Source organism: Dyella sp. 333MFSha (genome assembly GCF_900102405.1).
In the GTDB taxonomy this organism is placed as follows: Bacteria; Pseudomonadota; Gammaproteobacteria; order Xanthomonadales; family Rhodanobacteraceae; genus Luteibacter; species Luteibacter mycovicinus.
Genome location: NZ_FNBR01000007.1, coordinates 24,983 through 50,720, shown reverse-complemented (window position 1 = coordinate 50,720; position 25,738 = coordinate 24,983). Strand labels below are relative to the sequence as shown.

The window sequence follows — 25,738 nt, the reverse complement described above, 5'->3', positions numbered from 1 at the left end:
GTTCGGGCGGGATGGTCTACCAGACCTTGTAGATCTTTCCCGTCTCCCGCCCCTCGACCGACCGCGAAAACGCCAGCGCCGCCCGCGCCGCGCTGACGGGCTCGAAGCCCCGGAAATACGGTCCGTACGATGCCATGGCCTCCGACAGGACACTGGGGCTGACGACGTTGATGCGGATACCGCGCGGCAGCTCGATGGCGGCGCCACGCACATAACCCTCGACCGCGCCGTTGACCATGCTTGCGCACGCGCCGGCCAGGATCGGCTGCTCGGTGAGAATGCCGGTGATCAGCGTGAATGAGCCGCCGTCGTTAAGGGAGTCGACGCCGAGCTGGACGAGGCGGACCTGCCCCAGCAGTTTGTCCTGCAGGCCCGCGACGTATTTTGCCTCGGTCAACTCGGCCAGAGGCGCGAACGGTACTTTGCCCGCCGCACAAACCACGGCGTCGAGCTTGCCCAGTTCACGGTACATGGCCTCGATGCTTTCGCTGTCACGAAGATCCACGCGGAGATCGCCACCCGAGCGCCCCGCCGTGACGATCTCATGGCGCTCGCCGAGTTCGGCCGCCACGGCGCGGCCCAGCGTGCCACTGGCACCGACGATGAGAACCTTCATTGCACTGCTCCTTGGAGATTGCCAGCGGGAGAGGGTACTCTCGGCCGCATGAATCGTCGCGCCGCCCTTTCGCTGCCGCCACCCATGGCCGATACGTCGGCACTCGGTCGTGAGCAGGATCTGCTGGGTCTGTCCGACGAACCGTCGATTCATTACCTCGAGCACGGCTCGCGCAGCCGGCTGATCCGCTGGCATTACCACCCCGCGTACGAGCTGCACCTGATCGTATCGACCGAGGGCACGGCTTATGTCGGCGACTACGAAGGCCGCTTCGCGCCTTATACGTTGATGCTCACCGGGCCCAACGTTCCGCACAACTGGGTCACCGATGCAGAATGCGAGCCCTCGCCGCTGCGTGACAGGGTGATCCTTTTCTCAGAAGCCTTCGTCCGTCGCTGTACGGAATTTTTCCCATCCGCCCGCCACGTGAAGTCCCTGCTGCTCGAGGAAGCCCGCTACGGCATCCAGTTTTCTTCGGAACTGGGCAGGCAGCTCGAACCGCTGTTCCGCCGCGTCTCCGATCATCCGGGACTTCGCCGGGTAGCCAGCTTCTTCGAGATGGTGGAGGCCCTGGCCGAAGACACCGCGCGCCGGCCACTCAGCAGCCGGCCCTTTCAGGCTTCGGCCGACCCCAGCCAGTCGATGAAGCTCCACCGCGCCGTGGCCTTCATCGACCGGCATTACACCGGGGACGTATCGCTCAGGGCGGTGGCGGACCGCCTTGGCATGTCGGAATCGGCGTTCTCGCGCTTTTTCCATCAGCACACGGGCTACCGCTTTATCGACTACGTCAACCAGACGCGCGTGCAGCACGCCTGCGAGAAGCTGGTCAGCTCACCGGCCTCGATCACCGACATCTGCTATGAGGTCGGTTTCAGCAATCTCTCCAACTTCAATCGCCGCTTCCTGAGCCTCACCGGGATGACCCCGCGCGAATATCGGATACGTCATCGGCTGCCCGTCGCCGACCTGTAATGTCGCGACGCGTCACGCGTCCGTTTCTGCCGAATCCTCATCCTCGCGTTTTTACGTACTTTATTGTCACGTATCGGGAATGCTGCATCGCAGCATAAAGCTCGTCGCGTCGCCGTTTTCTGGCACCGCCGCCGGGGCCTTTTCGCAAGAAAGTATGTATTTTCACCGGAAAACCACGTTGCGCGTATTGGTGAGCCGTCCTCGATAAAACCTATAAACGCACATCCATTTCGACGCGACGGCAGATACGTCACCGCGCGAAAGCCCGCCGCCCAGGGAGGCACGATGAGCGATTACCGGAACCGGCTCGGCGCCCTAGCCGCCTCCGCGCTGTTCGCAGCGCTGGGGATTTCCGCCGCCCACGCCGACACGACACTGACGATCGGTACCGTGAACAACGCGGACATGGTGCGCATGCAGGCCCTGTCCCCCGAGTACGAGCGCACGCATCCCGGCGTGCATCTGAACTGGGTGGTGCTCGAAGAAAACACGCTGCGTCAGCGCCTGACCACGGACATCGCCACCCATGGCGGGCAGTTCGATGTCATCACCATCGGTGCGTACGAGGCGCCGCTATGGGGCAAGCAGCAGTGGCTGAAACCGCTGGATAACCTGCCGGCCGACTACGACGTCAACGACGTCATGAAGAACGTGCGCGAGCAGCTGACGGTGGATAACCACCTGTATGCCGTGCCTTTCTACGCCGAAGCCAGCGTTACGTACTTCCGCACGGATCTGTTCGCCAGGGCCAACCTGACCATGCCGGCCGAGCCGACCTGGGACCAGATCAAGGGCTTTGCGCAGAAACTGCATGACCCGGCCAACGGCGTGTACGGCATCTGCCTGCGCGGCAAGGCCGGCTGGGGCGAGAACATGGCCCTGCTCGGCACCATCGTCAACAGCTATGGCGGACGCTGGTTCGACGAGCAGTGGCATCCGCAGATCGACACGCCCGAGTGGCACAAGGCGGTCAATTTCTACGTCGATCTGCTCAAGAACTACGGACCGCCCGGCCCGTCGGATAACGGGTTCAACGAAAACCTCGCGCTCTTCGCCGAAGGCAAATGCGCCATGTGGGTCGACGCCAGCGTCGGCGGCGGCACGGTCACCGATCCGAAGGAAAGCAAGGTGGTCGGCAACGTCGGCTTTACGCGCTCGCCGCACCAGATCACCGATCGCGGTTCGTCGTGGCTGTGGGTCTGGTCGCTGGCGATCCCGGCCAGCACGCGCCAGCCCGATGCGGCGCGTGACTTCATCCTCTGGGCGACGTCCAAACCGTATCTGAAGCTGGTCGCGGACAAGTACGGCGCGCAGGCGACGCCACCGGGTACCCGTGAGTCGACGTATGCGAACGCGGGCTACATCGAAGCGGCACCCTTCGCGAAGGTCACCTACGACTCGCTGAAAGCCGTCGATCCCTCGCACCCCACGCTCAAGCCCGTGCCGTACAAGGGTATTCAGATCGTTTCCATTCCCGAGTTCCAGGCGGTGGCGACGCTGGTCGGCCGCCAGATCGCCGGTGCGCTCGCCGGCCGCGGCAACATCGATGAATTGCTGCACACGGCCCAGGGCGCGGTCAGCCGCACCATGAAACGTGCCGGCTACTACGACAACAAGCCGGTCATCCAGAAGGAGTCGCCGTAATGAGCGCGCGCATCCGTAAACGTCCGGAACGGCTGCTCGCCCAGCCCGCGATCATCATGCTGCTGGTATGGATGATCGTGCCACTGGCGATGACACTGTATTTCTCGACCCAGTATTACAACCTGCTCTACCCGGGTAAGTCGGCCTTCGTCGGGCTGGAAAACTTCGCTTACTTCTTCACCTACCCGAGCTTCTGGACCTCGATCCTCAACACGATCCTGCTCGTGGGCAGTGTGCTGGTGATCACCGTGGTCGGCGGCGTGCTGATATCGGTCCTGGTGGACGAGACCTTTCCGGGCCAGGGCATCGTCCGCATGCTGCTGATCTCGCCGTTCTTCATCATGCCCACCGTGGCGGCGCTGGTCTGGAAAAACCTGCTGATGAATCCGGTATCGGGATTTCTCGCGTGGGTGTGGAAAGCCTTCGGGGCCACACCCGTGAACTGGTTCGCCGACTGGCCGTTACTTTCCGTGATCACCGTGGTGTCGTGGGAATGGCTTCCGTTCGCCATCCTGATCTTCGTCACCGCGCTGCAGTCACTGGATCGCGAGCAGATGGAAGCCGCACGCATGGACGGTGCGCGGGGCTTCGCGATCTTCCGTTATCTGACGCTGCCCCACCTGGCGCGCCCCATCGCCGTGGTGGTGATGGTCGAGGCGATCTTCCTGCTCAACATCTTCGCCGAGATCTTCGTCACCACCAACGGCGGTCCGGGCGATGCGACGACCAACATTCCGTACCTGGTGTACACGCAGGCGCTGCTCGAATTCGACGTGGGTGCCGCGTCGGCCGGCGGTCTGGTCGCCGTGGTACTGGCCAACATCATGGCGGTGTTCCTCATCCGCCTGATCGGCAAGTCGTTGACCGAGAAGGCGTGAGGAGACAGCCATGGCCAAGAAGACCCGCAACCCCCTCGCCCGCACGCTACGCATCGTCGCTTCATGGATCGTCGCGTTCGTCATGTTCTTTCCGATCCTCTGGATGGTGCTGACCAGCTTCAAGTCCGAGCTGGATGCCTTCAGCATGCCGCCGCACTTCCTGTTCGCGCCGACCCTGGAGAACTACGAGCAGATCCTGGCCCGTGCGAACTATCTGCACTACGCGTGGAATTCCATCGTGACGGCGGGCGGCGCCACCATCCTCGGCATGATCGTTGCGGTGCCGGCGGCGTACGCCTTCGCGTACCACCCGACGATGAAGACCAAGAGCGTGCTGCTGTGGATGCTCTCGACCAAGATGCTGCCGAGCGTGGGCGTACTGGTGCCGATCTACCTGATCTGCCGCGATCTGAACATGCTCGATTCGAAAACCGCGCTGGTGATCATCTTCGCGCTGATCAACCTGCCGATCATGGTCTGGATGATCTACACGTACTTCCGCGACATTCCGTACGACATCCTCGAAGCGGCCCGCATGGATGGCGCCAGCACCACGCAGACGATGTTCCGGGTGCTGATCCCGGTGAGCCGCGGCGGCCTCGCCTCGACCGCGCTGCTCTGCCTGATCCTCTCGTGGAACGAAGCGTTCTGGTCGCTCAACCTCACCACCGCCAGCGCCGCGCCACTGACCGCGCTGGTGGCCTCGTTCTCCAGTCCCGAGGGGCTGTTCTGGGCGAAGTTGTCCGCCGTGTCGACCCTGGCCTGCGCACCCATCCTGGTGCTCGGCTGGCTGTCGCAGCGACAGCTCGTCCGCGGTCTCACCTTCGGCGCAGTCAAATAAGGAGCCACCCATGTCCCGTCTGGAAATCCGTCAGCTGCGCAAGTCGTTCGAGGGCGTCGACGTCATCAAGGGCATCGACCTCGTCGTGGAGGATCGCGAATTCTGCGTCTTCCTCGGGCCTTCGGGCTGCGGCAAGTCCACCACATTGCGTCTGATCGCCGGCCTCGAAGAAGCCGACGACGGGCAGATCCTGCTCGACAAGGACGACATCACCGATAAGCCGGTGGACAAGCGCGACCTTGCCATGGTGTTCCAGAGCTACGCGCTCTATCCGCACATGACCGTGCGCGAGAACATGTCGTTCGCGCTGAAGCTGGCGAAGATGGACCAGCGCGCGATCGACGAGAAGGTGGCCAGGGCGACGAAGATCCTCGCCCTGGAGCCTTACCTCGACCGCAAGCCGTCCGCACTCTCCGGCGGTCAGCGCCAGCGTGTCGCGATCGGTCGCGCCATTACCCGCGAACCGCGCGTGTTCCTGTTCGACGAACCGCTGTCCAACCTCGATGCCGCGCTGCGTGCGGCGACGCGCCTCGAGATCGCCCGGCTGCACACCGAACTCAACGCGACGATGATCTACGTCACCCACGATCAGGTCGAAGCCATGACGCTGGCGGATCGCATCGCGATCTTCAGCCACGGGCGTATCGAGCAGATCGGCAAACCGATGGCGCTGTATCACAAGCCGGTGAACAAGTTCGTCGCCGGGTTCCTCGGCATGCCGCAGATGAACTTCCTCGAAGCGACAGCCGAAGGCGGTACGTTCCGCCTCGCCAATGGCAATACCGTCAGCGTGGCCGGCGTCGAAGCCACCGGCAAGGTCACCATCGGCATTCGCCCGGAACACCTTCGCGTGTGTGACGGCGACGGTAGCGGCGAGACGATCAACGGCAAGCTCAGCGTCGTCGAGCGGCTTGGCAGCGAAACCTATGCGTACGTCGACGTGCCGCAGGTCGGCTCGATCACGGTGCGCGCTGAGGGCGACTTCGAGCGCCGCGCCGGTCGCGACATCTGCATCCGCCTCGACCTGACGCACGCTCACGTCTTCGATGCCAACGACGTCGCCATTCATCATCCTCCACGAGTCTGACCATGGCCTTCCCCCTCCGTAACGACTCGCTCGACCGCCTTCCCCAGGGCGTCGACGCACCGCCTTTCGACCGCACGAAGGTCACCGCCGGCATCGCGCATATCGGCGTCGGCGCGTTTCATCGTGCGCACCTGGCGATCTATACCCATCACACGCTGTCCGATCCCGCGATGCATACGTGGGGCATTCTGGGCATCAACCTGCTCGAGCACGACCGTCCGCTGGCGGAGGCGTTCAAGGCCCAGCAGGGCCTGTATTCAGTCAGCGAATACGATCCACGCGGCGAGCGGAAGACGCACGTCGTCGGCGCCATGGTCGACTACCTGTATGCGCCCGATGACGGCACCAGGGTGCTCGACCGCCTCGCCGACCCGGCCATCCGTATCGTCTCGCTGACGATCACGGAAGGTGGCTACCTGATCGATGAGCACGGGACGTTCCGGCTCGACGATGAGACGGTGGCCTATGACCTGAAGCATCCGGACACGCCGAAGGGCGTATTCGGCTTCATCGTCGGCGCGCTGGAAAAGCGCCGTGCCGCCGGCGTGGATGCGTTCACCGTGATGTCGTGCGACAACCTTCGTCACAACGGTGCGCAGGCAAAGCGCGCCGTGCTCGCGTTCGCGAAGGCACGGTCGGACGAACTGGCGGACTGGATCGACCGGGAGGTCGACTTCCCGAACGCCATGGTCGATCGCATCACGCCGGCGACCACGTCGACGGTGCGCGACGAGCTCAATGCCGCGACCGGCCTCGACGATCAGGCGCCCGTGGTCTGCGAAGACTTCATCCAGTGGGTGCTCGAAGACAAGTTCCGCCACGGTCGGCCATCGTGGGAGAAGCACGGCGTGCAGATCGTCGACGACGTCTCGCCGTACGAGGATGCCAAGATCCGGCTGCTCAACGGCTCCCACCAGATGCTGGCGTATCCGGCCTTCCTGGCCGGCCACCGTCGGGTCGATATCGCCGTGAAGGATCCGCTGTTCAACGCGTACCTCACCGCCTTTCTCGACGACGACGCGGGCGTCTGGCTGAAGTCGCTGCCAGGCATGGATCTCGGGCCCTACAAGAAGAAGCTGCTCGACCGGTTCAGCAACGCGTCGATCGCGGACCAGCTGGACCGGCTGTGCCTCGATGGCGGATCGAAGATCCCCGGATTCCTGGGGCCGACGATTACCGCGTGTCTGGAAGAAGGCAGGGATGCCCGCCGCGTGGCCTTCCTGCTGGCGACCTTCGACCGCTATGTACGTGTCGGCAAGGACGACAACGGTGAGACGTATCCGTTGCGCGAACCGAATGCGATGCGTCTCGTCCAGCCGCTGATCGACAGCGGTTCGAAAGACACGCTGATCGAAAGCGTCGAACTGGTGGGTCCGTTGCCCGCCAGCGACAAGCGATTCCGCAGGCAGTACGACATCTACGTGGAATCGCTGGAAAAGCAGGGCGTCCGCAAAACGTTGGAGAACCTCGACTCCCTCGTCGACTGAGGTTTCATGGGGCGATCTCAGGGACTTCACTTACCCGATCCTACGGTGGTCCCCCGACCTCGTAGCAAGTGGAGTCCCCACCATGCCCTACAACCCGACCAACCCGCAGCCGCCCTTTGCCGAACCGGGCAAGAACCGCCCGGAAGATGAGATCCGCCAGCCCGGCAGCTACAAGCCGGAGCGCGACGCGGACCCCGAGCCGCCAGTCAACGATGATCCCATCGAGCCGCTGGAACCTTGATCGACCCCGGGCGCCGAGAGGCGCCCTTTTTTTTGGACTCGCTTCTGTATGACGCAGTCCCGCCGGCGAATCCCGGCGAAGCGATGACGCGGTCACCGCTTCAGCCGCTAGACTTCACGGCATGAGTCCGACACCGAAGAAGCCCGCCCCGCGACGCAAGGCGCCCACCACCGCGCGCAAGGCAGTGGCGCCCGCGCCCGACGTAGCCGCACGCCCCGCCGACGCGTCCACCAGCGCCGAACGCGTGCTTGCCTTCCTGCTCAAGGGTTTGCCTGCGGCCCGTCGCGAGAAGATCCACGCCTATCTCGTCCTCACCCGCATGGACCGCCCCATCGGTGCGCTGCTGCTCCTGTGGCCAACCTGGTGGGCACTCTGGCTCGCCGCGAAAGACTTCCCGCCGGTCGGCCCGTTGATCATCTTCACCCTCGGCGTGTTCGCCATGCGCTCCGCCGGCTGCGCGATCAACGACTACGCCGACCGCAAGCTCGACCCTCAGGTTGCGCGGACGGCCGGACGGCCGATCGCCAGCGGGCGAGTGACGCCGCGCGAAGCGCTCTGTGTGTTCGCCGGGCTTCTCGTTTTTTCTTTCGTGCTGGTCCTGTTTACCAACACGCTGACCATCCTGCTGTCATTCGCCGGCGCGGCGCTCGCGGCGGTGTACCCTTTCTCCAAGCGCTACACCAACCTCCCCCAGGTGGTGCTCGGCGCGGCCTTCGGCTGGTCGATCCCGATGGCGTTCGCCGCCGTGACCGACACGGTGCCGCCGGTCGCGTGGCTGCTCTTCATCGCCAACATTATCTGGTCGGTGATTTACGACACCGAGTACGCCATGGTCGACCGCGAGGACGACATCAAGGCCGGCGCGAAATCCACGGCCATCCTGTTCGCCGATGCGGACCTCGTCATCATCGGCATCCTGATGGGCACGTTCCTGCTCGCCATGCTGCTGGTGGGCACACGTTCGGGGCTGGGCTGGCCGTACTGGCTCGCGCTCGCCGCCACGACGGGGCTCTTCGCCTGGCAGCAATGGATCATGCGCGACCGCGATCGCCAGGCCTGCCTTACGGCGTTCCGCCAGAACAACTGGGTGGGCCTGGCGTTGTGGGTGGGGATCGTGGTGGCGCTGGCCCTGTAAGCGGCATGCCCGGCGCCGGCGTGCGCGCCAGGGCCCACACATCCACCCGAGGGATGCCGGCTTCGATCAGCAACTGCGCGCATTCGCCCAGCGTCGCGCCCGTGGTCATGACGTCATCGAGCAACGCCACGTGGCGTTGCGGCGGCATACGCCGTACGTCGAAGGCGCCGCGTACGTTACGCGCGCGCGTGACCGCGTCGAGTTCGGTCTGCGCCGCGGTCCGCTTCACCCGCCTGAGCACGTCGTGCCTGACCGGAATACCGAGATGCCTGCCCAGCGGACGGGCGAGTTCGAGCGCCTGGTTGTAGCCACGGGAGCGCAGACGGGACGTGTGCAACGGCACGGGCAGGATGAGCTCGGGCATCGTCGGCGGCTGGCCGGCGGTTAGCCACGCGTCGGCGAGCACCCGGCCGGCGACAAGACTTCCCGCGAACTTAAAACGGGCCTCCAGCGCGTCGATCGGCCAGGTGTAGACGAACGGCACCCAGAGATCGGCCCACGGCCTCTCGCGCTGGCAGCACGCATCGCATTCGGCCACGGCTACCGGGAGCGGAACGGCACACCGGCCGCAGCAGACGTCATTACGGACGAGGCCGGAACGGCACGCTCCGCAAAGGGCCCGGCCATCCAGCCCGTCGGCCTCGCAGACCAGACAACGCGGCGACAGGAGGAATCGCGTCGCCGCGTTCAGCCACGGACGGTACCGGGACGCATCCATGCGTCGCAGGCCGCGTCAGTCGCGCCGCCGGAACATCGCGGCGTCGACGATCGACCACAGGTGGATGATCCAGCCCAGCCAGACGATCCAGAGGAGGGCCGCCAGCACGAACATGATCAGCGCCTTGAAGACGCGGCCCTGGACCAGCTGACCCAGGCCCGGGATAAAGAAACTGCAAACGGCGGCGATGACGTTGCCGCTGCTGCCTTGTCCAGTGCTCATAGATGGTCTCCGCGAAGGTCGTTGTCCCCATCGTACGGCGGCACGCGTCGTTCGCCCGTAAACCTGCGTATAGCCGTTAAGGTTGACAGTGTGATCCGACCTTTCCACACTGCGCTCCTTCGTCCCCGGGATCCCCTCCATGACCGCAGCCCTACGCCACGACTGGTCCCGCGAAGAGGTCGAGCACCTTTTCGCCCTGCCGTTCAACGACCTGCTCTTCCAGGCGCAGAGCGTGCACCGTGCGTATCACGACCCCAACGCCGTGCAGGTTTCGACCCTGCTCTCCATCAAGACGGGCGGCTGCCCCGAGGATTGCGCCTACTGTCCGCAGGCGGCGCGCTACGCCACCGGCGTCAAGGCCGAGAAGCTGATGAGCGTCGAGGCCGTCGTCGCCAGGGCGCAGGCGGCCAAGGATGCGGGGGCCAGCCGCTTCTGCATGGGCGCCGCGTGGCGCTCGCCGAAGGATCGGGATGTGGCCAAAGTCGCCGAAATCGTCGGCGCGGTGAAGGCCCTGGGCCTGCAGACCTGCGCCACGCTGGGCATGCTGACCCAGCCACAGGCCGATACGCTGAAGTCCGCCGGCCTCGATTTCTACAACCACAACCTGGACACGTCGCCGGACTTCTACGGCGAAATCATCCACACCCGCGAGTACCAGGACCGCCTGGACACGCTGGAGCATGTGCGCCACGCCGGCATGAAGACCTGCTGCGGCGGTATCGTCGGCATGGGTGAATCGCGCGCCCAGCGCGCCGGCCTGCTGATGACCCTGGCCAACCTGCCCGAACATCCGGAGTCCGTGCCGATCAATCGCCTGGTGCAGGTCGCCGGTACGCCGCTGGCGGGTACCGAGGCACTGGATCCGTTCGAGTTCGTGCGCAGCATCGCTGTCGCCCGCATCCTCATGCCGGCCTCGGTCGTCCGCCTCTCGGCCGGCCGTGAGTCGATGGACGACGCTCTCCAGGCGCTGTGCTTTGCCGCGGGCGCCAATTCCATCTTCTATGGCGAGAAGCTGCTGACGACCGGCAATCCCGATGTGGAGCACGACCGTCGGCTGTTCGAGCGCCTCGGTCTGAAGCCGATGGAAGTCGAGATCGAGCCGGGCACCGTGCACGCGGACATTGTCGAACGCGCCGACGCGGCGTGAACCGGCCGGGCCTCCTCGTCCGACTGGAGGCCGCGCGCGCGGCGCGCGAGCAGACCGGCCTGCTGCGACGCGCGCGAACCTGCGAAAGCCTGGGCGGCGCCCGTCGCATGATCGACGGGCGCGTGCTCATCGATTTCTGTGGCAACGACTATCTCGGGCTGGCCGGACATCGCGACCTGATCGCCGCGATGTCCCGCAGCGCCTTCGCCGAAGGCGTCGGCACCGGAGCCGCGCACCTCGTCTCGGGGCATCGCGGCGAACATGCCGCGCTGGAAGAGGAACTGGCCGACTGGACGGGCCGCGAACGCGCCGTGCTCTTCTCGACCGGCGTCATGGCCAACCTCGGCGCCCTGCAGGCCCTGCTCGGGGCCGGCGCGATGCCCTCGCCGGGCAAACCGGCGGCCCTCTGCGTCCAGGACCGCCTCAACCACGCCAGCCTGCTGGACGGCGCCCATCTCGCCGGCGCCGAGCTGCGCCGCTATCTCCATGGCGACGCGCAGGCCGCCGCACGGCAACTCGATACACGCCCGGACCTGCCCGCCCTCGTGGCGACCGATGGCGTGTTCAGCATGGACGGCGATATCGCCCCGCTGGCCGAACTGGCCCGGGTCTGTCGCGAGCGCCAGGCCACGCTTTATGTGGATGACGCGCACGGCCTGGGCGTGCTCGGCCCGGAGGGCGCGGGCTCGGTGGCGGCGGCGGGGCTCGATGCGAGCGCGGTGCCCGTCCTGATGGGCACGCTGGGAAAAGCCCTCGGCAGCGCCGGGGCTTTCGTCGCCGGCGACGCCGCGGTCATCGAGGCGATCGTTCAGTTCGCCCGGTCTTACATCTACACGACGGCGATGCCCGCGGCGCTCGCGGCCAGCACGCGCGCCGCACTGCGACTGGTCCGCAAGGATCCGGAAGGCCGGCGCGAGCGCCTCCGGGAGAACATCGCCCGTTTCCGGGCGGGAGCGACCCAGATCGGGCTGTCGCTCATGCCCTCCCCCACGGCGATCCAGCCCCTGCTGATCGGCGGGGCGGACGACGCGATGGCCGCCGCGCGCGCGCTCGAGGCCGCCGGCTTCCTCGTGGTGGCGATTCGCCCGCCGACGGTGCCTCGCGGAGCGGCGCGCCTGCGCATTACGCTGTCCGCGACACATACGCCCGACCGCATCGACGGCTTGCTGGGCGCCCTGGCGGCGCTGCCCCGCCCCCGGCAGGACGTGGTCGTATAATGGACGACCGCACGCCCCACGCCATGCCCATGTCGATCCTCAATATTTCCGCCTACAAGTTCGTCGCCCTGGACGACCTGGACGACCTGCGTGCGCGCTTTGTCGCGCGCTGCGACGCCCTTGCGCTGAAGGGCACGATCCTGCTGGCACCGGAAGGAATCAACCTGTTTCTGGCCGCGCCGCGTGAGGCCATCGCGTCGTTCATGGCCTGGCTGCACGAGGACACGCGCTTCGCGGATATCGCACCGAAGGAGAGCCTCTCGGACGACGTGCCGTTCAGCCGCATGCGCGTACGCCTGAAGAAGGAAATCATCACCATGCGCTCGCCTGCGATCCGCCCCGGGGCGGGCCGCGCGCCGCATGTCCTGCCGACCGATCTGCGCCGCTGGCTCGATCAGGGCCATGACGATGACGGCCGTGAAGTGGTGCTGGTCGATACGCGCAACGATTACGAAGTGGCGGCCGGCACGTTCGAGAACACGGTGGAGTACGGCATCGCCAGCTTCACGGCGTTTCCCGACGCCGTCGCCGCCGACCGCGCGCGCTTCGATGGCAAGACGGTGGTGTCGTTCTGCACGGGCGGCATCCGCTGCGAGAAGGCGGCCATCCACATGGCGGGGATCGGTATCGATCGCGTCTTCCAGCTCGAAGGCGGCATCCTCAAATACTTCGAGGAAGTCGGAGGCGCGCACTGGCGCGGCGACTGCTTCGTCTTCGACGATCGTGGCGCGGTCGACCCGGGCCTGGCGCCGAGCCCCGCCGCATGACCGGCCTGCATATCGAGACGCATGGTACCGGCCCGACGCCGCTGGTGATGATCCATGGCTGGGCCATGCACGGCGGCATCCTCGCGCCACTGATCGAAGCGCTTGCCGACCGTTTCACGATGTATGTCGTGGATCTGCCGGGCCACGGTTATTCCCGCGACTCCGACATCCCGCTCGAGCCGCTGGCATGCGCGCGCGCCATCGCCGAAGTCACCCCGCCCGCCGTGTGGCTGGGCTGGTCGATGGGCGGACTGGTCGCGCTCGTGGCGGCACTCGACCTGCCTGACCACGTCCGCGCGGTGGTGCCGATGTGCTCCACGCCGTCCTTCGTTAAAGACGAGAACTGGCCGCATGGCAACGACGCGGCGATGGTGCGGAAGCTGGCGGCGGACCTCGATGCGGACTATCGCGCGACGGTCGAACGCTTCATCGCACTGGAGGCCATGGGCAGCGCCGACCCGCGTGCGGAGGCGCGACGCCTGAAGGACGAGGCGTTCTCGCGCGGCGAGCCCGATCCGCGGGTGCTGATGGAAGGCCTGCGACTCCTCGAGGCCACCGACCTGCGACCGCGCCTGCACGAGATCGCTCGCCCCAGCCTCTGGATCGCCGGTCGTCGCGACCGCATCGTCCATCCCGACACGATGCGCTGGTCCGCGGAAGCGGCCGGCGGACGGTTCGAAGAAATCGCCCATGCCGGGCACGCCCCCTTTATCGGACACGCCGCCGCCGTGGCGGAAGTCCTCACGCAGTTCACCGACGCGAATCCATGAGCGACTTCCATTTCGATCGACGCCAGGTCCGACGTAACTTCGGCCGTGCCGCGGGTACCTACGAAAAACACGACGCGCTACAGCGTGAAGTGCAGTCGACACTGGTCGAGCGCCTTGAGATATTCGAACAGGTGCCCGAGGTCGTACTCGACGTGGGCGCCGGAACGGGACGCGGCAGCGCCGCCCTGAAGAAGCGTTACCCGAAGGCACAGGTGATCGCGGTCGACCTCGCGCTGCCGATGCTGAAGCAGGCGAAGCAGCATGCCAGCTGGCTGAAGCCATTCGGCCGCGTCGTCGCCGATGCGTACACACTGCCGGTGCCGGATCGGAGCGTCGATATCCTCTTCTCCAATCTTTGTTTTCAGTGGTGCGAGGACCTGTCGCGGCTTTTCGCCGAATGCGCGCGCGTGCTCAAGCCCGGTGGCCTGCTCACCTTCTCGACGTTTGGCCCGGACACGCTGACCGAATTGCGTGCCGCCTGGGCCGAAGCCGATCAGCACGCCCATGTGGCACGCTTTCTCGACATGCACGATGTCGGCGACGCGATGCTCGCGCAGGGACTGAAGGACCCGGTGCTGTTCGCCGAGCGCTACACCCTGACATACCCGACGCCGCGCGCCGTACTCGACGAGCTGAAGGGCCTGGGTGCCAACAACGCCGATGCCGACCGTGCGCGCGGCCTCACCGGCAAACAGCACTACAAGCGCATGATCGACGCGTACGAAGCCATGCGAAGCGACGGCGTCATTCCGTCGACCTGGGAAGTCGTCACCGCGCACGCATGGGGTCCGCCCGCGGGTCAGTCGCGCCGCGAAGGCGGCGGTGAGATCGCAAGCTTCCCCATCGAAAACCTGCGTGGCTCACGGCGCAAGACGCCGTTCTGATCGCGAGCACTCGCACCGCGCCAGGTGGTCGTTGACCATGCCGGCGGATTGCATCAGCGCGTAGCAGAGCGCGGTACCCGCGAAGCGAAACCCACGCTGGTGCAACGCGGCGCTCATCCGGTCCGACGCTTCACTGCGACAGGGGACGTCGCCCGCCCGCTGCCATGCATGGATCACCGGCGCGCCGCCGACAAAGTCCCACAGGTAAGCCGACAGCGAGCCGGTGTCCTCGACAATACGCTGGCATCCACGCGCGTTGCCGCGCACGGATGCGAGCTTCAGGCGATGTCGTATCAGTCCGCGGTCGAGCGCGAGGGCCGCAAGCTCGCCGTCGCTCATCGCGGCCACCCGCCCGATGTCGAAACCATGGAAAGCGCGGCGGTAATTCTCACGCTTATCCAGCACCAGACGCAGGGCGAGACCCGCGCGCGCGCCATGAAGCGTCAGATGCTCGAAGAGGCGCGTGTCGTCATACAGCGGCACGCCCCACTCGGTGTCGTGGAACCGACGCTCCACCTCGCTTCGCTCCGCCCAGTCGCAGCGCATGTCCCCACCTCACGGTTTGTCCGAAGGGGGACAAGCATATGAAGCCGGACGCACACGACGATGTCCGCGAACGCAGGCTGGGAACGTGCGAATGCGGGGAACACCATCGAAGTGCATCCGCCCGCACCGACACGGGGCGTCTCCGTCAGTCTGTGGGCAGGACGGCGGTAGTTACCAGGGCAGTGCGTCGAGATCGACATTGCCGCCGCTAAGCACGACGCCCACACGACGTCCGGCGAAACGGTCGGGATAACGCAGCATGGCGGCGAGCACCGTGGCGCTCGATACTTCCACAACGATGCGCAGCTCCGTCCACAGCAGCTTCATGGCGTCGATCGCTTCGCCGTCGCTGACGCGCAGTACGCTGACGCCATGCTCGCGAAGAACGTGAAAGTTCGGTTCGCCGATCAGCGTGCGCAAGCCGTCGCATACCGTCTCCGGAGTGAACGGCCCGACCCGCCGTCCGCTCTCGAGCGAACGCGCCGCGTCGTCGGCACCTTCCGGTTCGGCACCGAACAAGGCGATGCCTGGATCGATGCCGTGCGCGGCGATCGAACATCCGGAAGCCAGACCGCCACCGCCGACGGGAAACAGGATGGTGTCGAGGCCAGGTGCCTGACGGAGCAGTTCGGGCAGCAGCGTTCCCTGGCCCGCCATCACGCGCGGATCGGCATACGGGTGCACCAGTTCGGCGCCGGTCCGCGCCTGTATCTCGGCGGCCGCCGCTTCGCGCGCCGCGGTCGTCGGCGCACAACGGTGAATGATCGCGCCCGCTGCGGCGATCGCATCCACCTTGGCTTTCACCGCGCCCTCAGGCACGACGACGTGGGCGGCAATGCCCCGGGTGCGTGCCGCCATCGCCAGCGCATTGCCGTGGTTACCGGACGAATGCGTCACCACGCCGCGCGCTGCTTCCTCGTCACCGAGTGACCAGACGGCGTTCGTGGCGCCACGAAATTTGAACGCACCGCCGCGCTGCAGGTTTTCGCACTTGAACACGATCGATGCACCAACCAGCGCGTCGATGCGGTCGCTGCGCAGCACCGGTGTCACGAGGGCATACGGCGCGATACGCGCGGCGGCATCACGCACATCCGCGAAGGTCGACCCTGTCACGCGTCGAACTCCACACCGCAGATGAAGCGACGTTCCTCGCCCGGCGCCAGCGTGATCAACGGCGCGCAGTCATCGCGATTGAAGGCATCGGGCATGCACTCCATCGGTTCGAGGGCGACGGACTTACGCGCGTCGCGCTCCGCCGTATCCGAGGTGAAGACGAGCATGACGCCCTTCTCCTGCCAGACCGCGATCGCCGCGCCCGTCGCCGGATCGCGCAGGCGCGTACGCGCCTTGCCGTCGGTGCCGAGCTGAAGGTCTGCATAGGTATGATTCAGCGCCGTCGCGCCGATGGCCCGCGGTTTGCGGAAGTCGAACTGACGATCCGCCTTGTCCACGGACTGCCACGCACGCGTACCCGGCAATGGAATGAAGCCTTCGTCCGTCGCGATGATCTTGTCGGCGGGCACTTCGAGCTCCCAGCCTTCGATCGGGTTGTCCGAGAGGCGGAAGTACGGGTGCCAGCCGAAAAAGGTCGGCGCCGCGTTGTCACCGACGTTGCGCGTACGCGCATCGACCGTCAGGCCGTGCTCGTCGAGCGTAAAGGTCACGCTGAAGTCGAGCGAGAACGGATAGCCAGGCTGCAGGTCCGGACGGATCACCGGGGTGGCGAACGTGACCGACGCTTTATCGTCGTCACCCTGCTCGTTCTGCACGTCGAAAAGAACGCCGCGCAGAAAGCCGTGACGAGCCGCACGGTCGGCACCGACGGCACCGGGCTGCAAATCGTAAGATTTTCCTTCAAAGGTGTAGCGCGAGTCGTTCACGCGATTCGCGAAGGGCGTCATGATCGCGAAGCGCGAGCCCTTGTGGCCCACCAGCTCGTTCTCGTCCCGAAAGCCATCGGCGATGTTGCGCTGCACGCCGCCTGCGCGCGTGGTGATCGACAGCACGGTGGCGCCACGGCGCGCGATGCGGACTTCGCGATCCGCGTCGGCATCGACCAGCACAACCAGTTCGTTGGCGCCCAGGGTGGAGCGCGTCACGGTGAAACGGGACATGGGTAGGCTTCCTTTTGACGGATCTGGCCGCATGTTAGCCTGCCTGTCAGACAAGAAGATGTGTTGTGCCAGCCATGAGCGATCGTTCGGACGCCCCCACCACTGTCATCCGCCTGGCCGACTACCGGGCACCCGCCTGGACGGTCGAGCACACCGCGCTGACCTTCGATCTCGGTATCGACCGGAGTGAGGTCACCGCGACGCTCGAGCTCCGGCGCCGCGCCGACGAACCGGTCCGCCTCAATGGCGAAGGCCTCGAACTGCTCGAACTGACGGTCGACGGACGCCGTCTGGTCGAGGGTGAGTACATCCTCGCCAACGGCCTGCTGGAGATCGCAATCGAAGGCGATCGCTGCACGATCGGCACACGGGTCGCCGTGCGGCCGGCCGAGAACACGGCCTTCGAGGGTCTCTACCTTTCCGGTAGCCGCGAGAAGGGTTTTCTTCTCACTCAGTGCGAAGCCGAGGGGTTCCGGCATATCACCTTCTTCCCGGACCGCCCCGACGTCCAGTCGAAGTACACGGTGGAACTGCGCGCGGACAAGGCCCGTTTCCCCGTACTGCTCGCCGGCGGCAATCCCGATGGTGCCGGTGATCTGCCCGACGGGCGGCACTGGGCACGCTTCGTCGATCCGCATCCGAAGCCGAGCTATCTGTTCGCGCTCGTGGCCGGGCATCTGGAGCGGATCAGCCACGACTACACCACCGCGGACGGCCGTGCCGTCGCGCTGCACATCTGGGCCGAGGCCGATGTCATCGACCGCTGCGACTACGCGATGGATTCGCTGATTCGCTGCATGAAATGGGATGAGCAGACGTACGGTCGCAATTACGATCTGGACGTGTTCCACGTCGTCGCCACGCATGACTTCAACATGGGCGCGATGGAGAACAAGGGCCTCAACATCTTCAACGCGAAATACCTGCTGGCCGATCCGGATTCGAGCACCGACGACGAGTACCGTCACGTCGAGGCCGTGGTCGCCCACGAGTATTTCCATAACTGGAGCGGCAATCGCGTCACCTGCCGCGACTGGTTCCAGCTCAGCCTGAAAGAGGGCCTGACGGTCTTCCGCGAGCAGAACTTCTCCGCCGACATGAACTCGGCGCCGCTCAAGCGCATCGAAGACGTCGCCCTGTTACGCCGCGCGCAGTTCCCGGAAGACGCCGGCCCCTTGTCGCATCCGGTACGCCCCTCGCAGTACAGCGAGATCAACAACTTTTACACCGCGACGGTGTACGAGAAGGGCTCGGAACTCGTGCGCATGCTCGCCGGGCATCTCGGCGCGGCCGGCTTCCGCCGGGGTATGGATCTGTACTTCGACCGGCATGACGGTCACGCCGCGACCATCGAGGATTTCCTCGCCGCGCTGGGCGAGGCGAACGACACGGATCTCTCGCCCTATCTTGCCTGGTACGGCCAGGCCGGCACGCCGCGCCTGACCGCCGAGGGCCGCTACGACGCGGCACAGCGACGCTACCGCCTGACGCTTCGTCAGCGTACGCCGGCGAGCGCGGGTCAGCCGACCAAGCAGCCGCTTCCCGTGCCTGTCCGCCTGTCGCTGTTCGATCGCTCGGGCAAGGCCTTGCCGCTCCGCCTGGAGGGGGAAGATGCCACCGGCGAGACCGAGCGTACGCTGGTGCTGCGGGACGCGGAGCATGCCTTCGTCTTCGAGGACATCGACGCCGTTCCGGTGCCCTCCCTGCTGCGCGGCTTTTCCGCCCCGGTCATCCTGGAATTCGATTACGCGCCGGATGAACTGGCCGTGCTGCTTCGTCACGATGTGGACGGCTTCAATCGCTGGGAGGCGGGCCAGCAGTTGGCCGGCCTGGCCTATGACGACGTCCGTGACGGTCGAACCGCCGGCGCCGCCATCGGGGCGTGGACAGCGGCGCTGGCCGACCTGTTCGCCGACCCGGCGATGGACGATGCGCTGCTCGCCGAACTGCTCACCCCGCCCGGTGAGATCGAGCTGGTGGAGCGTCAGGCCGAACGTGACCCCGACCGGATTCGCGAGGCCCGTCAGGGCATGCTGCGCGCACTGGCGACGCGCATCGGCGCATCGACGCTGCGGACCCGCTACGACACCCTGCGCGCGGCGACCAGCGCCAGTCTCGATTCAGTCAGTCAGGCCCGACGCCAGCTCAAACGGCGCGTACTCGACCTGCTCGGCCTGGTCGACAAGGACACCGCCGCAAAACTGGCACGCGCTCAGTACGACGAGGCGCCGGGCATGACCGACCGTCTTGCCGCCCTGAGCACGCTGGCGACCCTGGACCCGGCGGCAGCCGCGTCCGCCATCGCCCACTTCCGTCAGCGCTATGAGGGCAATGCCCTTGCACTGGATAAGTGGTTTGCCGTGCAGGCGCAGTGGCCCGGCGATGGCGCGTTCGCCCGCGTTCAGGCCATCGAGCACGATGTCGCCTTTACGCTGAAGAACCCCAACCGGGTGCAGTCGCTGATCGGAACGTTTGCCCGCGCCAATCCCAGCGGCTTCCATCGCGCCGATGGTGCCGCGTACCGCTGGCTGGGCGATCGCCTGGTAGCCATCGACGCGCTCAACCCGCAGGTTGCCGCTCGCGTGGCGACGGCATTCAATGGCTGGAAGCGGCTGGAGCCCGTACGACGGGAGGCTGCCCATGCGGTCGTGGCCGAACTCGCGGCGCGCAAGGATTTGTCGCGGGATCTCACCGACATCCTGGCACGGGTGGCCATGGGCTGACGCGGCGCCACGTAAAAAACTGACGCACCGCGTCACCAATTGCCGAAACAGAGCACTTGGTTGACGAAAAAGTCACACACAGTTCATTCGAACGGTGTAGATTCTCACCCAACGAAGAAAGCCGCAGCTGATGCCGCGGCTCTTTGTGCCAGTCATACGGTTTCTGGCGCCCGGCAGCACGGTCATCCTGGATTCCCCCTGTTCCTGAGACCGCCGGGCGCCAGATCTCATTCGATAAGTCGAATGGGGCATCCTTGCCCACATCCCGCTTCCTCCCTCCGGCACACGACCAAACCCCTGTCGTTCGGTCTCGGCGCGCGTGTTATCGCGCAGCGTCTGCCCAGGTGAAGTGCCTGACTTAGAAAGCATAACGCGTGCCAACCTACACGGTCTTGCTGGCGTAAAATGCGGGCAGGCCTCGCGCGAACCATTCCCATGCTGCATACAGAAACCTACGACGTCATCGTGGTCGGTGGCGGACACGCCGGCACCGAGGCGGCGCTTGCGTCCGCACGCGCCGGCGCACGAACCCTGCTGCTCAGCCACAACATCGAAACGATCGGGCAGATGAGCTGCAATCCCGCCATCGGCGGCATCGGCAAAGGGCATCTGGTCAAGGAAATCGATGCTCTCGGCGGCGCCATGGGGCATGCGGCGGATCGGGCCGGTATCCAGTGGCGGACACTCAACGCGTCCAAGGGACCCGCCGTACGGGCGACGCGCTGCCAGGCCGACCGCGCGCTTTACCGCGCCGCCATTCGCTCCATCGTCGAGACGCAGCCCAATCTGGTGCTGTTCCAGCAGGCGGTCGACGACCTGATCCTGATAGATGGCCGGGTGGCCGGCGTACGTACGCAGATGGGCCTGGACTTCCACGCGCCCGCCGTCGTGCTTACCGCGGGCACGTTCCTCGCCGGCAAGATTCACATCGGCAGCGCGCAGTACGCCGGTGGCCGTGCGGGCGATCCGCCAGCCTCGACGCTGGCCGCGAAGCTTCGCGAGTTGCCGGTCGCCGCCGACCGCCTGAAGACCGGTACCCCGCCGCGCATCGACAGCCGCAGCATCGACTTCTCGCTGCTGGCCGAGCAGCCGGGCGACGATCCGATGCCGCACTTCTCGTACATGGGTTCGGCGGCGGAACATCCGCGTCAGGTCAGCTGCTGGATCACGCACACGACCGAGGCGACGCACGACCTGATCCGTGGCTCGCTGGACCGGTCGCCGCTGTACAGCGGACAGATCGAGGGCGTAGGCCCGCGGTACTGCCCGTCGATCGAGGACAAGGTCGTTCGCTTCGCGGACAAGACCTCCCACCAGATCTTCGTCGAACCCGAGGGCCTCGACACGTTCGAGATCTATCCGAACGGCATTTCCACGTCACTGCCCTTCGATGTGCAGTACGCACTGGTCCGTTCGCTTCCCGGTTTCGCGAATGCCCACATCACGCGCCCGGGCTATGCGATCGAATACGACTACTTCGACCCGCGCGGCCTGCATCCGTGGCTGGAAACCCGGGCCATTCCCGGCCTCTGGTTCGCCGGCCAGATCAACGGCACCACGGGTTACGAGGAAGCGGGGGCTCAGGGCCTGATCGCCGGCATGAATGCCGCACTGAGCGTACGCGGCGACGCGCCGTGGTATCCGCGCCGCGACGAGGCTTACATGGGCGTGCTGATCGACGACCTGACGACCAACGGCACGATCGAGCCGTACCGCATGTTCACCTCGCGGGCCGAATATCGCCTGCATCTGCGCGAAGACAACGCCGACCTGCGCCTGACCGCGCAAGGCTACGCGAAGGGCGTCGTGTCGGAAGACCGCTTCCGCCGTCTGGAAGCCAAGCGTGACGCCGCCGAGCTCGAAACCGCCCGCCTGCGTGGACTCTGGGCCGCACCCGCCAACGCGCTTGGCGCGGCCGTGCAGCGCTCGCTGGGCATCGCCGTGAGTCGCGAGACACACGCACTGGACCTGCTTCGTCGGCCGGAGATGGACTACGCGGCGCTGACCGCCGTTCCCGAACTGGGTCCGGCGGTAGACGACGCCGAGGTGGCGACCCAGGTGGAGGTCCAGGCCAAATACTCGGGTTACCTCGAGCGCCAGCGTGAGGAGATCGAGCGCCAGCGCCGTCATGAGTCGACCAGCATCCCCGAGAGCTTCGACTACGACCGCGTGCGTGGCCTGTCGGCTGAGGTACTGCTCAAGCTGAAGCGCTCGCTGCCGGCGACCATCGGCCAGGCCTCCCGTATCAGCGGCGTCACTCCCGCGGCGATTTCGCTGCTGCTGGTACACCTGAAACGACGAGCCGCCTGAGCCCGGGCGAGACCACCGTGGCTTTCAGCAGGCGGCGGATGACGCACCCATCTGGCATCATCGCCTCATCGGCTAAGGCGGGAAGACAGCAGCATGCAAGTGTGGATCGGACGAAACGGCGAGCGGTTCGGGCCTTACGCGGACGACGAGATCCGTCAGTGGCTGCGGGACGGCACCTGCCGTCCTGAGGAACTCGGCTGGTACGAGGGCATGAGCGACTGGCGCCCCCTGGGCGAGCTCTTTCCCGACGACCGCCCCGCGCCCGGCGTCGTGCCGCCCCCGCCGCCGCCCTTCATGGGAATCAACGAGGCCGCCGTGGAGCCGGAGTACGCCGGCTTCTGGCTGCGCTTCGGCGCCTGGGTGATCGACTACATCATCCTGATGGTCCCCTTCACCGTTATCAGCCTGATGATGGGGCTGGGCAGTCTGATGGCGTCGATGATGGCGCAGTTCGAACACGATCAGGCCGGCGCGATCAAGGCGTACGCCGAGGCCGTGCAACCCATCTCCTATGTGCTGCTGGTGATCGGTTTCGCTTACTACGCCTTCTTCGAAAGCTCGAAGTGGCAGGCCACGCCCGGCAAGCTCGCGTGCGGCATCCGCGTGACCGACGCCAGCGGCCAGCGCCTGACGATCGGTCGCGCCGCCGCCCGCAACGTGGTTCGCCTGTTCAATGCCGTGACGCTGCTGGTACCCATGGTGTTCTACGTCGTCGCCGCCTTCACCGAGCGCAAGCAGGGGGTCCATGACCTCCTGGCCAGCACCTACGTCGTACTGGGTCGCGCGGACAAGGCCGCCGTGCAAGCCCCACGTACCGGGACGAACGGCAGCTTCGACGCCTGATTGCCCGACCTGCCCCGGCCCGACGGCCGGGGTGCCACCTGTGCTTGCTATCATCGGCGGCCCGGCCCGACATGCCGGCCGGCTGAGTCAAAGCACAGGAAAGTCATGCAGAGCATCGAACAACGTATTGCCCAGGACATCGCCGCGAAGCCCGAACAGGTGCGCGCGGCGGTGGAACTGCTCGACGGTGGCGCCACGGTGCCGTTTATCGCCCGCTACCGCAAGGAAGTCACCGGCGGTCTCGACGACATCCAGCTTCGCCTGCTCGAAGAGCGCCTGCGCTACCTGCGCGAGCTGGAAGACCGTCGTGCCGCGATCCTCGACAGCGTCGCCGAACAGGGCAAGATGACCGACGCCCTCAAGGCCGACATCCTCAGCGCCGACACCAAGGCCCGCCTGGAGGATCTCTACCTTCCGTACAAACCCAAACGCCGTACCAAGGCACAGATCGCTCGCGAAGCCGGCCTCGAGCCCCTCGCGCTCGGCCTGCGTGACGATCCCACGCAGGACCCGGAAACCGTCGCCGCGGCCTTCGTGGACGCCGACAAGGGCGTTGCCGACGTAAAGGCCGCACTGGACGGCGCGCGCGCCATCCTGATGGAAGCCATCGCTGAAGACGCCACCCTCGTGGGCGAACTGCGCGACTGGCTCTGGGAGAACGGCCAGATCCGCGCCACCGTCGTGCCCGGCAAGGAGAACGAAGGCGCGAAGTTCCGCGACTATTTCGATCATGCCGAGTCGGTCTCGAAGATTCCGTCGCACCGCCTGCTCGCGCTGATGCGCGCCCGCAACGAAGGCGTGCTCGAGATCGACCTCAACCCCGCCGTCGATGCCGATCAGGGCCATGCCGAGGGCGAGGGCCGTGTGGCCGCACGCGCCGGCATCGTCAACCAGGGCCGCGCGGCCGACGCCTGGCTGCGCGAGACCGTGCGCCTGACCTGGCGCGTCAAGCTGCATCTGCACCTGACGCTCGACCTGTTCGGTCGCGTACGTGAAGGCGCCGAGGACGAGGCTATCCGCGTCTTCGGTGAAAACCTCAAGGACCTGTTGCTGGCCGCTCCGGCCGGCGGCAAGACCGTGATGGGCCTCGATCCGGGCATCCGGACCGGCTGCAAGCTCGCCATCGTCGACGCCACGGGCAAGCTGCTCGCGTACGACACCATTTATCCGCACGAGCCGCGCAACCAGTGGGATCAGTCGGTCGCGCGCATCGCGCAGCTCAGCAAGCAGCACGGCGTCAACCTGATCGCCATCGGCAACGGAACCGCCTCGCGCGAGACCGACAAGCTGACCGGTGAAGTGATGCGCAAGCACGCCGACCTCAATCTGTCGAAGGTCGTCGTCAGCGAAGCCGGCGCGTCGGTGTACTCCGCGTCGGAGCTCGCATCGAAGGAATTCCCCGAACTCGACGTGTCGATCCGCGGCGCCGTGTCGATCGCACGCCGACTGCAGGATCCTCTGGCGGAACTGGTCAAGATCGAGCCGAAGGCCATCGGTGTCGGCCAGTATCAGCACGACGTCAACCAGGTGAAGCTGGCGCGCGCACTCGACGCACGCGTCGAAGACTGCGTCAACGCCGTAGGCGTCGACGTGAACACCGCGTCCGCCCCGCTGCTCGCGCGTGTCGCCGGCTTGTCCAGCAGCGTCGCCGAGAACGTCGTCAAGCATCGCGATGCGAACGGCCCCTTCCCCAGCCGCAAGGACCTGCTCAAGGTACCGCGCCTCGGCGACAAGGCCTTCGAACAGTGCGCCGGCTTCCTCCGCATCAGCGCGGGCAGCAACCCGCTCGACGCCAGCTCCGTGCATCCCGAGGCGTACCCCGTCGTCGAGCGCATCCTCAAGCAGTGCGGTCGCGAGGTAAAGCAGGTGATCGGCGATACGTCGTTCCTGCGCAGCCTGAAGGCGGAAGACTTCACCGATGAGAAGTTCGGTGTACCGACCGTGCGCGACATCCTCAGGGAACTGGAAAAGCCCGGCCGCGATCCGCGTCCCGAGTTCGTCGCGCCGAGCTTTGCCGAGGGTGTGGAAGACCTGAAGGATCTCACCGTCGGCATGGTGCTCGAAGGACGCGTGACCAATGTCGCCGCCTTCGGCGCGTTCGTAGACATCGGTGTGCATCAGGACGGCCTGGTCCACGTGTCGGCGCTGTCGCATACCTTCGTCAAGGATCCGCGCGATGCGGTGAAAGCGGGCGACATCGTCAAGGTGAAGGTCATGGAGATCGACCTGCCGCGCAAGCGCATCGCGCTCAGCATGCGCCTGGACGATGTGCCGGGCGAAGCGCGCGGTGGTCGCCCCGGTCAGCGCGACGACGCCCCTGCGGGTGGCGGCAATCGTCGCGGCGGGCAGGGTGGCGGTGCCCGTGCGCCCCAGCCACCGAAGCAGGCTGCCGCCCCGTCCAACAGCGCGTTCGCCGACGCTTTCTCGCGCGCGCTTAAGAAATAACGCAACACCGCTCCGCGCCTCGTCCGAGGCGCGGAGTCAGGGGACCACCCATCCGCAAGATCCTAGTGCGCCGCAGCATGCGCTGGCGTATGGCTTCGATTACCGTAACGTTTCTCTAACGCCCC

23 protein-coding genes are annotated in these 25,738 nt (G+C 66.1%); 17 read left to right on the top strand and 6 right to left on the bottom strand.

The window, feature by feature from the left end; all coding sequences use genetic code 11:
- Positions 1-16: 16 nt before the first annotated feature.
- On the bottom strand, positions 17-616 hold the full coding sequence (locus BLT40_RS18855; RefSeq protein WP_090355863.1) for a short chain dehydrogenase: 600 nt from the start codon (positions 614-616) through the stop codon (positions 17-19).
- A 48-nt stretch (positions 617-664) separates the two neighbouring features.
- Here BLT40_RS18855 and BLT40_RS18850 point away from each other — a divergent pair, with 48 nt between their 5' ends.
- From BLT40_RS18850 to ubiA, 8 genes are all read left to right on the top strand, one after another.
- The gene (locus tag BLT40_RS18850) at positions 665-1,591 is read left to right on the top strand and encodes a helix-turn-helix domain-containing protein (RefSeq protein ID WP_090355859.1); all 927 of its coding nucleotides are present in this window, start codon (positions 665-667) and stop codon (positions 1,589-1,591) included.
- Between the two features lie 285 nt (positions 1,592-1,876).
- Positions 1,877-3,235, top strand: a complete 1,359-nt coding sequence (locus BLT40_RS18845; protein ID WP_090355854.1) for an ABC transporter substrate-binding protein — start codon at positions 1,877-1,879, stop codon at positions 3,233-3,235.
- On the top strand, positions 3,235-4,113 hold the full coding sequence (locus BLT40_RS18840) for a carbohydrate ABC transporter permease (protein WP_036116586.1): 879 nt from the start codon (positions 3,235-3,237) through the stop codon (positions 4,111-4,113). The genes BLT40_RS18845 and BLT40_RS18840 overlap by 1 nt, the downstream gene beginning before the upstream one ends.
- Positions 4,114-4,123: 10 nt before the next feature.
- Positions 4,124-4,954 carry a carbohydrate ABC transporter permease gene (locus BLT40_RS18835; RefSeq protein ID WP_036116587.1) on the top strand — a complete coding sequence of 277 codons (831 nt, stop codon included), beginning with the start codon at positions 4,124-4,126 and terminating at the stop codon, positions 4,952-4,954.
- A gap of 10 nt (positions 4,955-4,964) precedes the next feature.
- Positions 4,965-6,041: an ABC transporter ATP-binding protein gene (locus BLT40_RS18830; protein ID WP_036116590.1), complete on the top strand. Its 1,077-nt coding sequence runs from the start codon at positions 4,965-4,967 to the stop codon at positions 6,039-6,041.
- Positions 6,042-6,043: 2 nt separating this feature from the next.
- Positions 6,044-7,528, top strand: a complete 1,485-nt coding sequence (locus BLT40_RS18825; protein ID WP_090355850.1) for a mannitol dehydrogenase family protein — start codon at positions 6,044-6,046, stop codon at positions 7,526-7,528.
- A gap of 82 nt (positions 7,529-7,610) precedes the next feature.
- Positions 7,611-7,769, top strand: coding sequence for a hypothetical protein (locus BLT40_RS20370; protein WP_156128470.1), 159 nt, complete (start codon positions 7,611-7,613; stop codon positions 7,767-7,769).
- A gap of 121 nt (positions 7,770-7,890) precedes the next feature.
- Entirely contained in the window at positions 7,891-8,904 is a 1,014-nt protein-coding gene (ubiA, locus tag BLT40_RS18820) for a 4-hydroxybenzoate octaprenyltransferase (protein ID WP_090355845.1), read from the top strand.
- On the opposite strand, the gene BLT40_RS18815 is transcribed toward ubiA, so the two are convergent.
- Positions 8,831-9,622, bottom strand: a complete 792-nt coding sequence (locus BLT40_RS18815; protein WP_343123901.1) for a ComF family protein — start codon at positions 9,620-9,622, stop codon at positions 8,831-8,833. The genes ubiA and BLT40_RS18815 overlap by 74 nt on opposite strands.
- 15 nt (positions 9,623-9,637) lie before the next feature.
- Entirely contained in the window at positions 9,638-9,844 is a 207-nt protein-coding gene (locus BLT40_RS18810) for a hypothetical protein (RefSeq protein ID WP_090355843.1), read from the bottom strand.
- A gap of 139 nt (positions 9,845-9,983) precedes the next feature.
- Here BLT40_RS18810 and bioB point away from each other — a divergent pair, with 139 nt between their 5' ends.
- The 5 genes from bioB to bioC are packed head-to-tail and all read left to right on the top strand — an operon-like array spanning position 9,984 to position 14,629.
- Positions 9,984-10,991, top strand: coding sequence for a biotin synthase BioB (gene bioB, locus BLT40_RS18805; RefSeq protein WP_036116596.1), 1,008 nt, complete (start codon positions 9,984-9,986; stop codon positions 10,989-10,991).
- Positions 10,988-12,208, top strand: a complete 1,221-nt coding sequence (gene bioF / locus BLT40_RS18800; protein WP_090355840.1) for an 8-amino-7-oxononanoate synthase — start codon at positions 10,988-10,990, stop codon at positions 12,206-12,208. Before bioB ends, bioF begins: the two co-directional genes overlap by 4 nt.
- Entirely contained in the window at positions 12,208-12,975 is a 768-nt protein-coding gene (locus BLT40_RS18795) for a sulfurtransferase (protein ID WP_255364066.1), read from the top strand. The genes bioF and BLT40_RS18795 overlap by 1 nt, the downstream gene beginning before the upstream one ends.
- On the top strand, positions 12,972-13,745 hold the full coding sequence (bioH, locus tag BLT40_RS18790; protein ID WP_090355836.1) for a pimeloyl-ACP methyl ester esterase BioH: 774 nt from the start codon (positions 12,972-12,974) through the stop codon (positions 13,743-13,745). The genes BLT40_RS18795 and bioH overlap by 4 nt, the downstream gene beginning before the upstream one ends.
- Positions 13,742-14,629 carry a malonyl-ACP O-methyltransferase BioC gene (gene bioC / locus BLT40_RS18785; RefSeq protein ID WP_043691710.1) on the top strand — a complete coding sequence of 296 codons (888 nt, stop codon included), beginning with the start codon at positions 13,742-13,744 and terminating at the stop codon, positions 14,627-14,629. Before bioH ends, bioC begins: the two co-directional genes overlap by 4 nt.
- Here the strand turns inward: bioC and BLT40_RS18780 are convergent.
- From BLT40_RS18780 to BLT40_RS18770, 3 genes are all read right to left on the bottom strand, one after another.
- Positions 14,606-15,175: a DNA-3-methyladenine glycosylase I gene (locus tag BLT40_RS18780; protein ID WP_079522802.1), complete on the bottom strand. Its 570-nt coding sequence runs from the start codon at positions 15,173-15,175 to the stop codon at positions 14,606-14,608. The two genes, bioC and BLT40_RS18780, sit on opposite strands and share 24 nt — an antisense overlap.
- Before the next feature lie 171 nt (positions 15,176-15,346).
- On the bottom strand, positions 15,347-16,291 hold the full coding sequence (locus tag BLT40_RS18775; protein ID WP_090355833.1) for a pyridoxal-phosphate dependent enzyme: 945 nt from the start codon (positions 16,289-16,291) through the stop codon (positions 15,347-15,349).
- The gene (locus tag BLT40_RS18770) at positions 16,288-17,292 is read right to left on the bottom strand and encodes an aldose 1-epimerase (RefSeq protein ID WP_036116607.1); all 1,005 of its coding nucleotides are present in this window, start codon (positions 17,290-17,292) and stop codon (positions 16,288-16,290) included. The genes BLT40_RS18775 and BLT40_RS18770 overlap by 4 nt, the downstream gene beginning before the upstream one ends.
- 74 nt (positions 17,293-17,366) lie before the next feature.
- Between BLT40_RS18770 and pepN the strand changes: the two genes are divergently transcribed.
- The 4 genes from pepN (at position 17,367) to BLT40_RS18750 (ending at position 25,613) form a co-directional block, all read left to right on the top strand.
- Entirely contained in the window at positions 17,367-20,015 is a 2,649-nt protein-coding gene (pepN, locus tag BLT40_RS18765) for an aminopeptidase N (protein ID WP_090355829.1), read from the top strand.
- 435 nt (positions 20,016-20,450) lie between these two features.
- Complete coding sequence (gene mnmG, locus BLT40_RS18760; RefSeq protein WP_090355825.1) at positions 20,451-22,325, top strand: tRNA uridine-5-carboxymethylaminomethyl(34) synthesis enzyme MnmG; 1,875 nt, start codon at positions 20,451-20,453, stop codon at positions 22,323-22,325.
- Positions 22,326-22,418: 93 nt separating this feature from the next.
- On the top strand, positions 22,419-23,168 hold the full coding sequence (locus BLT40_RS18755) for an RDD family protein (protein ID WP_051944089.1): 750 nt from the start codon (positions 22,419-22,421) through the stop codon (positions 23,166-23,168).
- 105 nt (positions 23,169-23,273) lie between these two features.
- Entirely contained in the window at positions 23,274-25,613 is a 2,340-nt protein-coding gene (locus BLT40_RS18750; protein WP_043691696.1) for a Tex family protein, read from the top strand.
- Positions 25,614-25,738: the final 125 nt, after the last annotated feature.

Coding starts and splice junctions, on each gene's coding strand:
- BLT40_RS18810 (WP_090355843.1), bottom strand. CDS start 9,844: ATGAGCACTGGACAAGGCAGCAGCGGCAACGTCATCGCCGCCGTTTGC.
- ubiA (WP_090355845.1), top strand. CDS start 7,891: ATGAGTCCGACACCGAAGAAGCCCGCCCCGCGACGCAAGGCGCCCACC.
- BLT40_RS18850 (WP_090355859.1), top strand. CDS start 665: ATGAATCGTCGCGCCGCCCTTTCGCTGCCGCCACCCATGGCCGATACG.
- bioH (WP_090355836.1), top strand. CDS start 12,972: ATGACCGGCCTGCATATCGAGACGCATGGTACCGGCCCGACGCCGCTG.
- BLT40_RS18835 (WP_036116587.1), top strand. CDS start 4,124: ATGGCCAAGAAGACCCGCAACCCCCTCGCCCGCACGCTACGCATCGTC.
- BLT40_RS18750 (WP_043691696.1), top strand. CDS start 23,274: ATGCAGAGCATCGAACAACGTATTGCCCAGGACATCGCCGCGAAGCCC.
- BLT40_RS20370 (WP_156128470.1), top strand. CDS start 7,611: ATGCCCTACAACCCGACCAACCCGCAGCCGCCCTTTGCCGAACCGGGC.
- BLT40_RS18830 (WP_036116590.1), top strand. CDS start 4,965: ATGTCCCGTCTGGAAATCCGTCAGCTGCGCAAGTCGTTCGAGGGCGTC.
- BLT40_RS18855 (WP_090355863.1), bottom strand. CDS start 616: ATGAAGGTTCTCATCGTCGGTGCCAGTGGCACGCTGGGCCGCGCCGTG.
- BLT40_RS18840 (WP_036116586.1), top strand. CDS start 3,235: ATGAGCGCGCGCATCCGTAAACGTCCGGAACGGCTGCTCGCCCAGCCC.
- bioC (WP_043691710.1), top strand. CDS start 13,742: ATGAGCGACTTCCATTTCGATCGACGCCAGGTCCGACGTAACTTCGGC.
- pepN (WP_090355829.1), top strand. CDS start 17,367: ATGAGCGATCGTTCGGACGCCCCCACCACTGTCATCCGCCTGGCCGAC.
- BLT40_RS18770 (WP_036116607.1), bottom strand. CDS start 17,292: ATGTCCCGTTTCACCGTGACGCGCTCCACCCTGGGCGCCAACGAACTG.
- BLT40_RS18755 (WP_051944089.1), top strand. CDS start 22,419: ATGCAAGTGTGGATCGGACGAAACGGCGAGCGGTTCGGGCCTTACGCG.
- bioB (WP_036116596.1), top strand. CDS start 9,984: ATGACCGCAGCCCTACGCCACGACTGGTCCCGCGAAGAGGTCGAGCAC.
- BLT40_RS18815 (WP_343123901.1), bottom strand. CDS start 9,622: ATGGATGCGTCCCGGTACCGTCCGTGGCTGAACGCGGCGACGCGATTC.
- BLT40_RS18845 (WP_090355854.1), top strand. CDS start 1,877: ATGAGCGATTACCGGAACCGGCTCGGCGCCCTAGCCGCCTCCGCGCTG.
- BLT40_RS18780 (WP_079522802.1), bottom strand. CDS start 15,175: ATGCGCTGCGACTGGGCGGAGCGAAGCGAGGTGGAGCGTCGGTTCCAC.
- BLT40_RS18795 (WP_255364066.1), top strand. CDS start 12,208: ATGGACGACCGCACGCCCCACGCCATGCCCATGTCGATCCTCAATATT.
- mnmG (WP_090355825.1), top strand. CDS start 20,451: ATGCTGCATACAGAAACCTACGACGTCATCGTGGTCGGTGGCGGACAC.
- BLT40_RS18825 (WP_090355850.1), top strand. CDS start 6,044: ATGGCCTTCCCCCTCCGTAACGACTCGCTCGACCGCCTTCCCCAGGGC.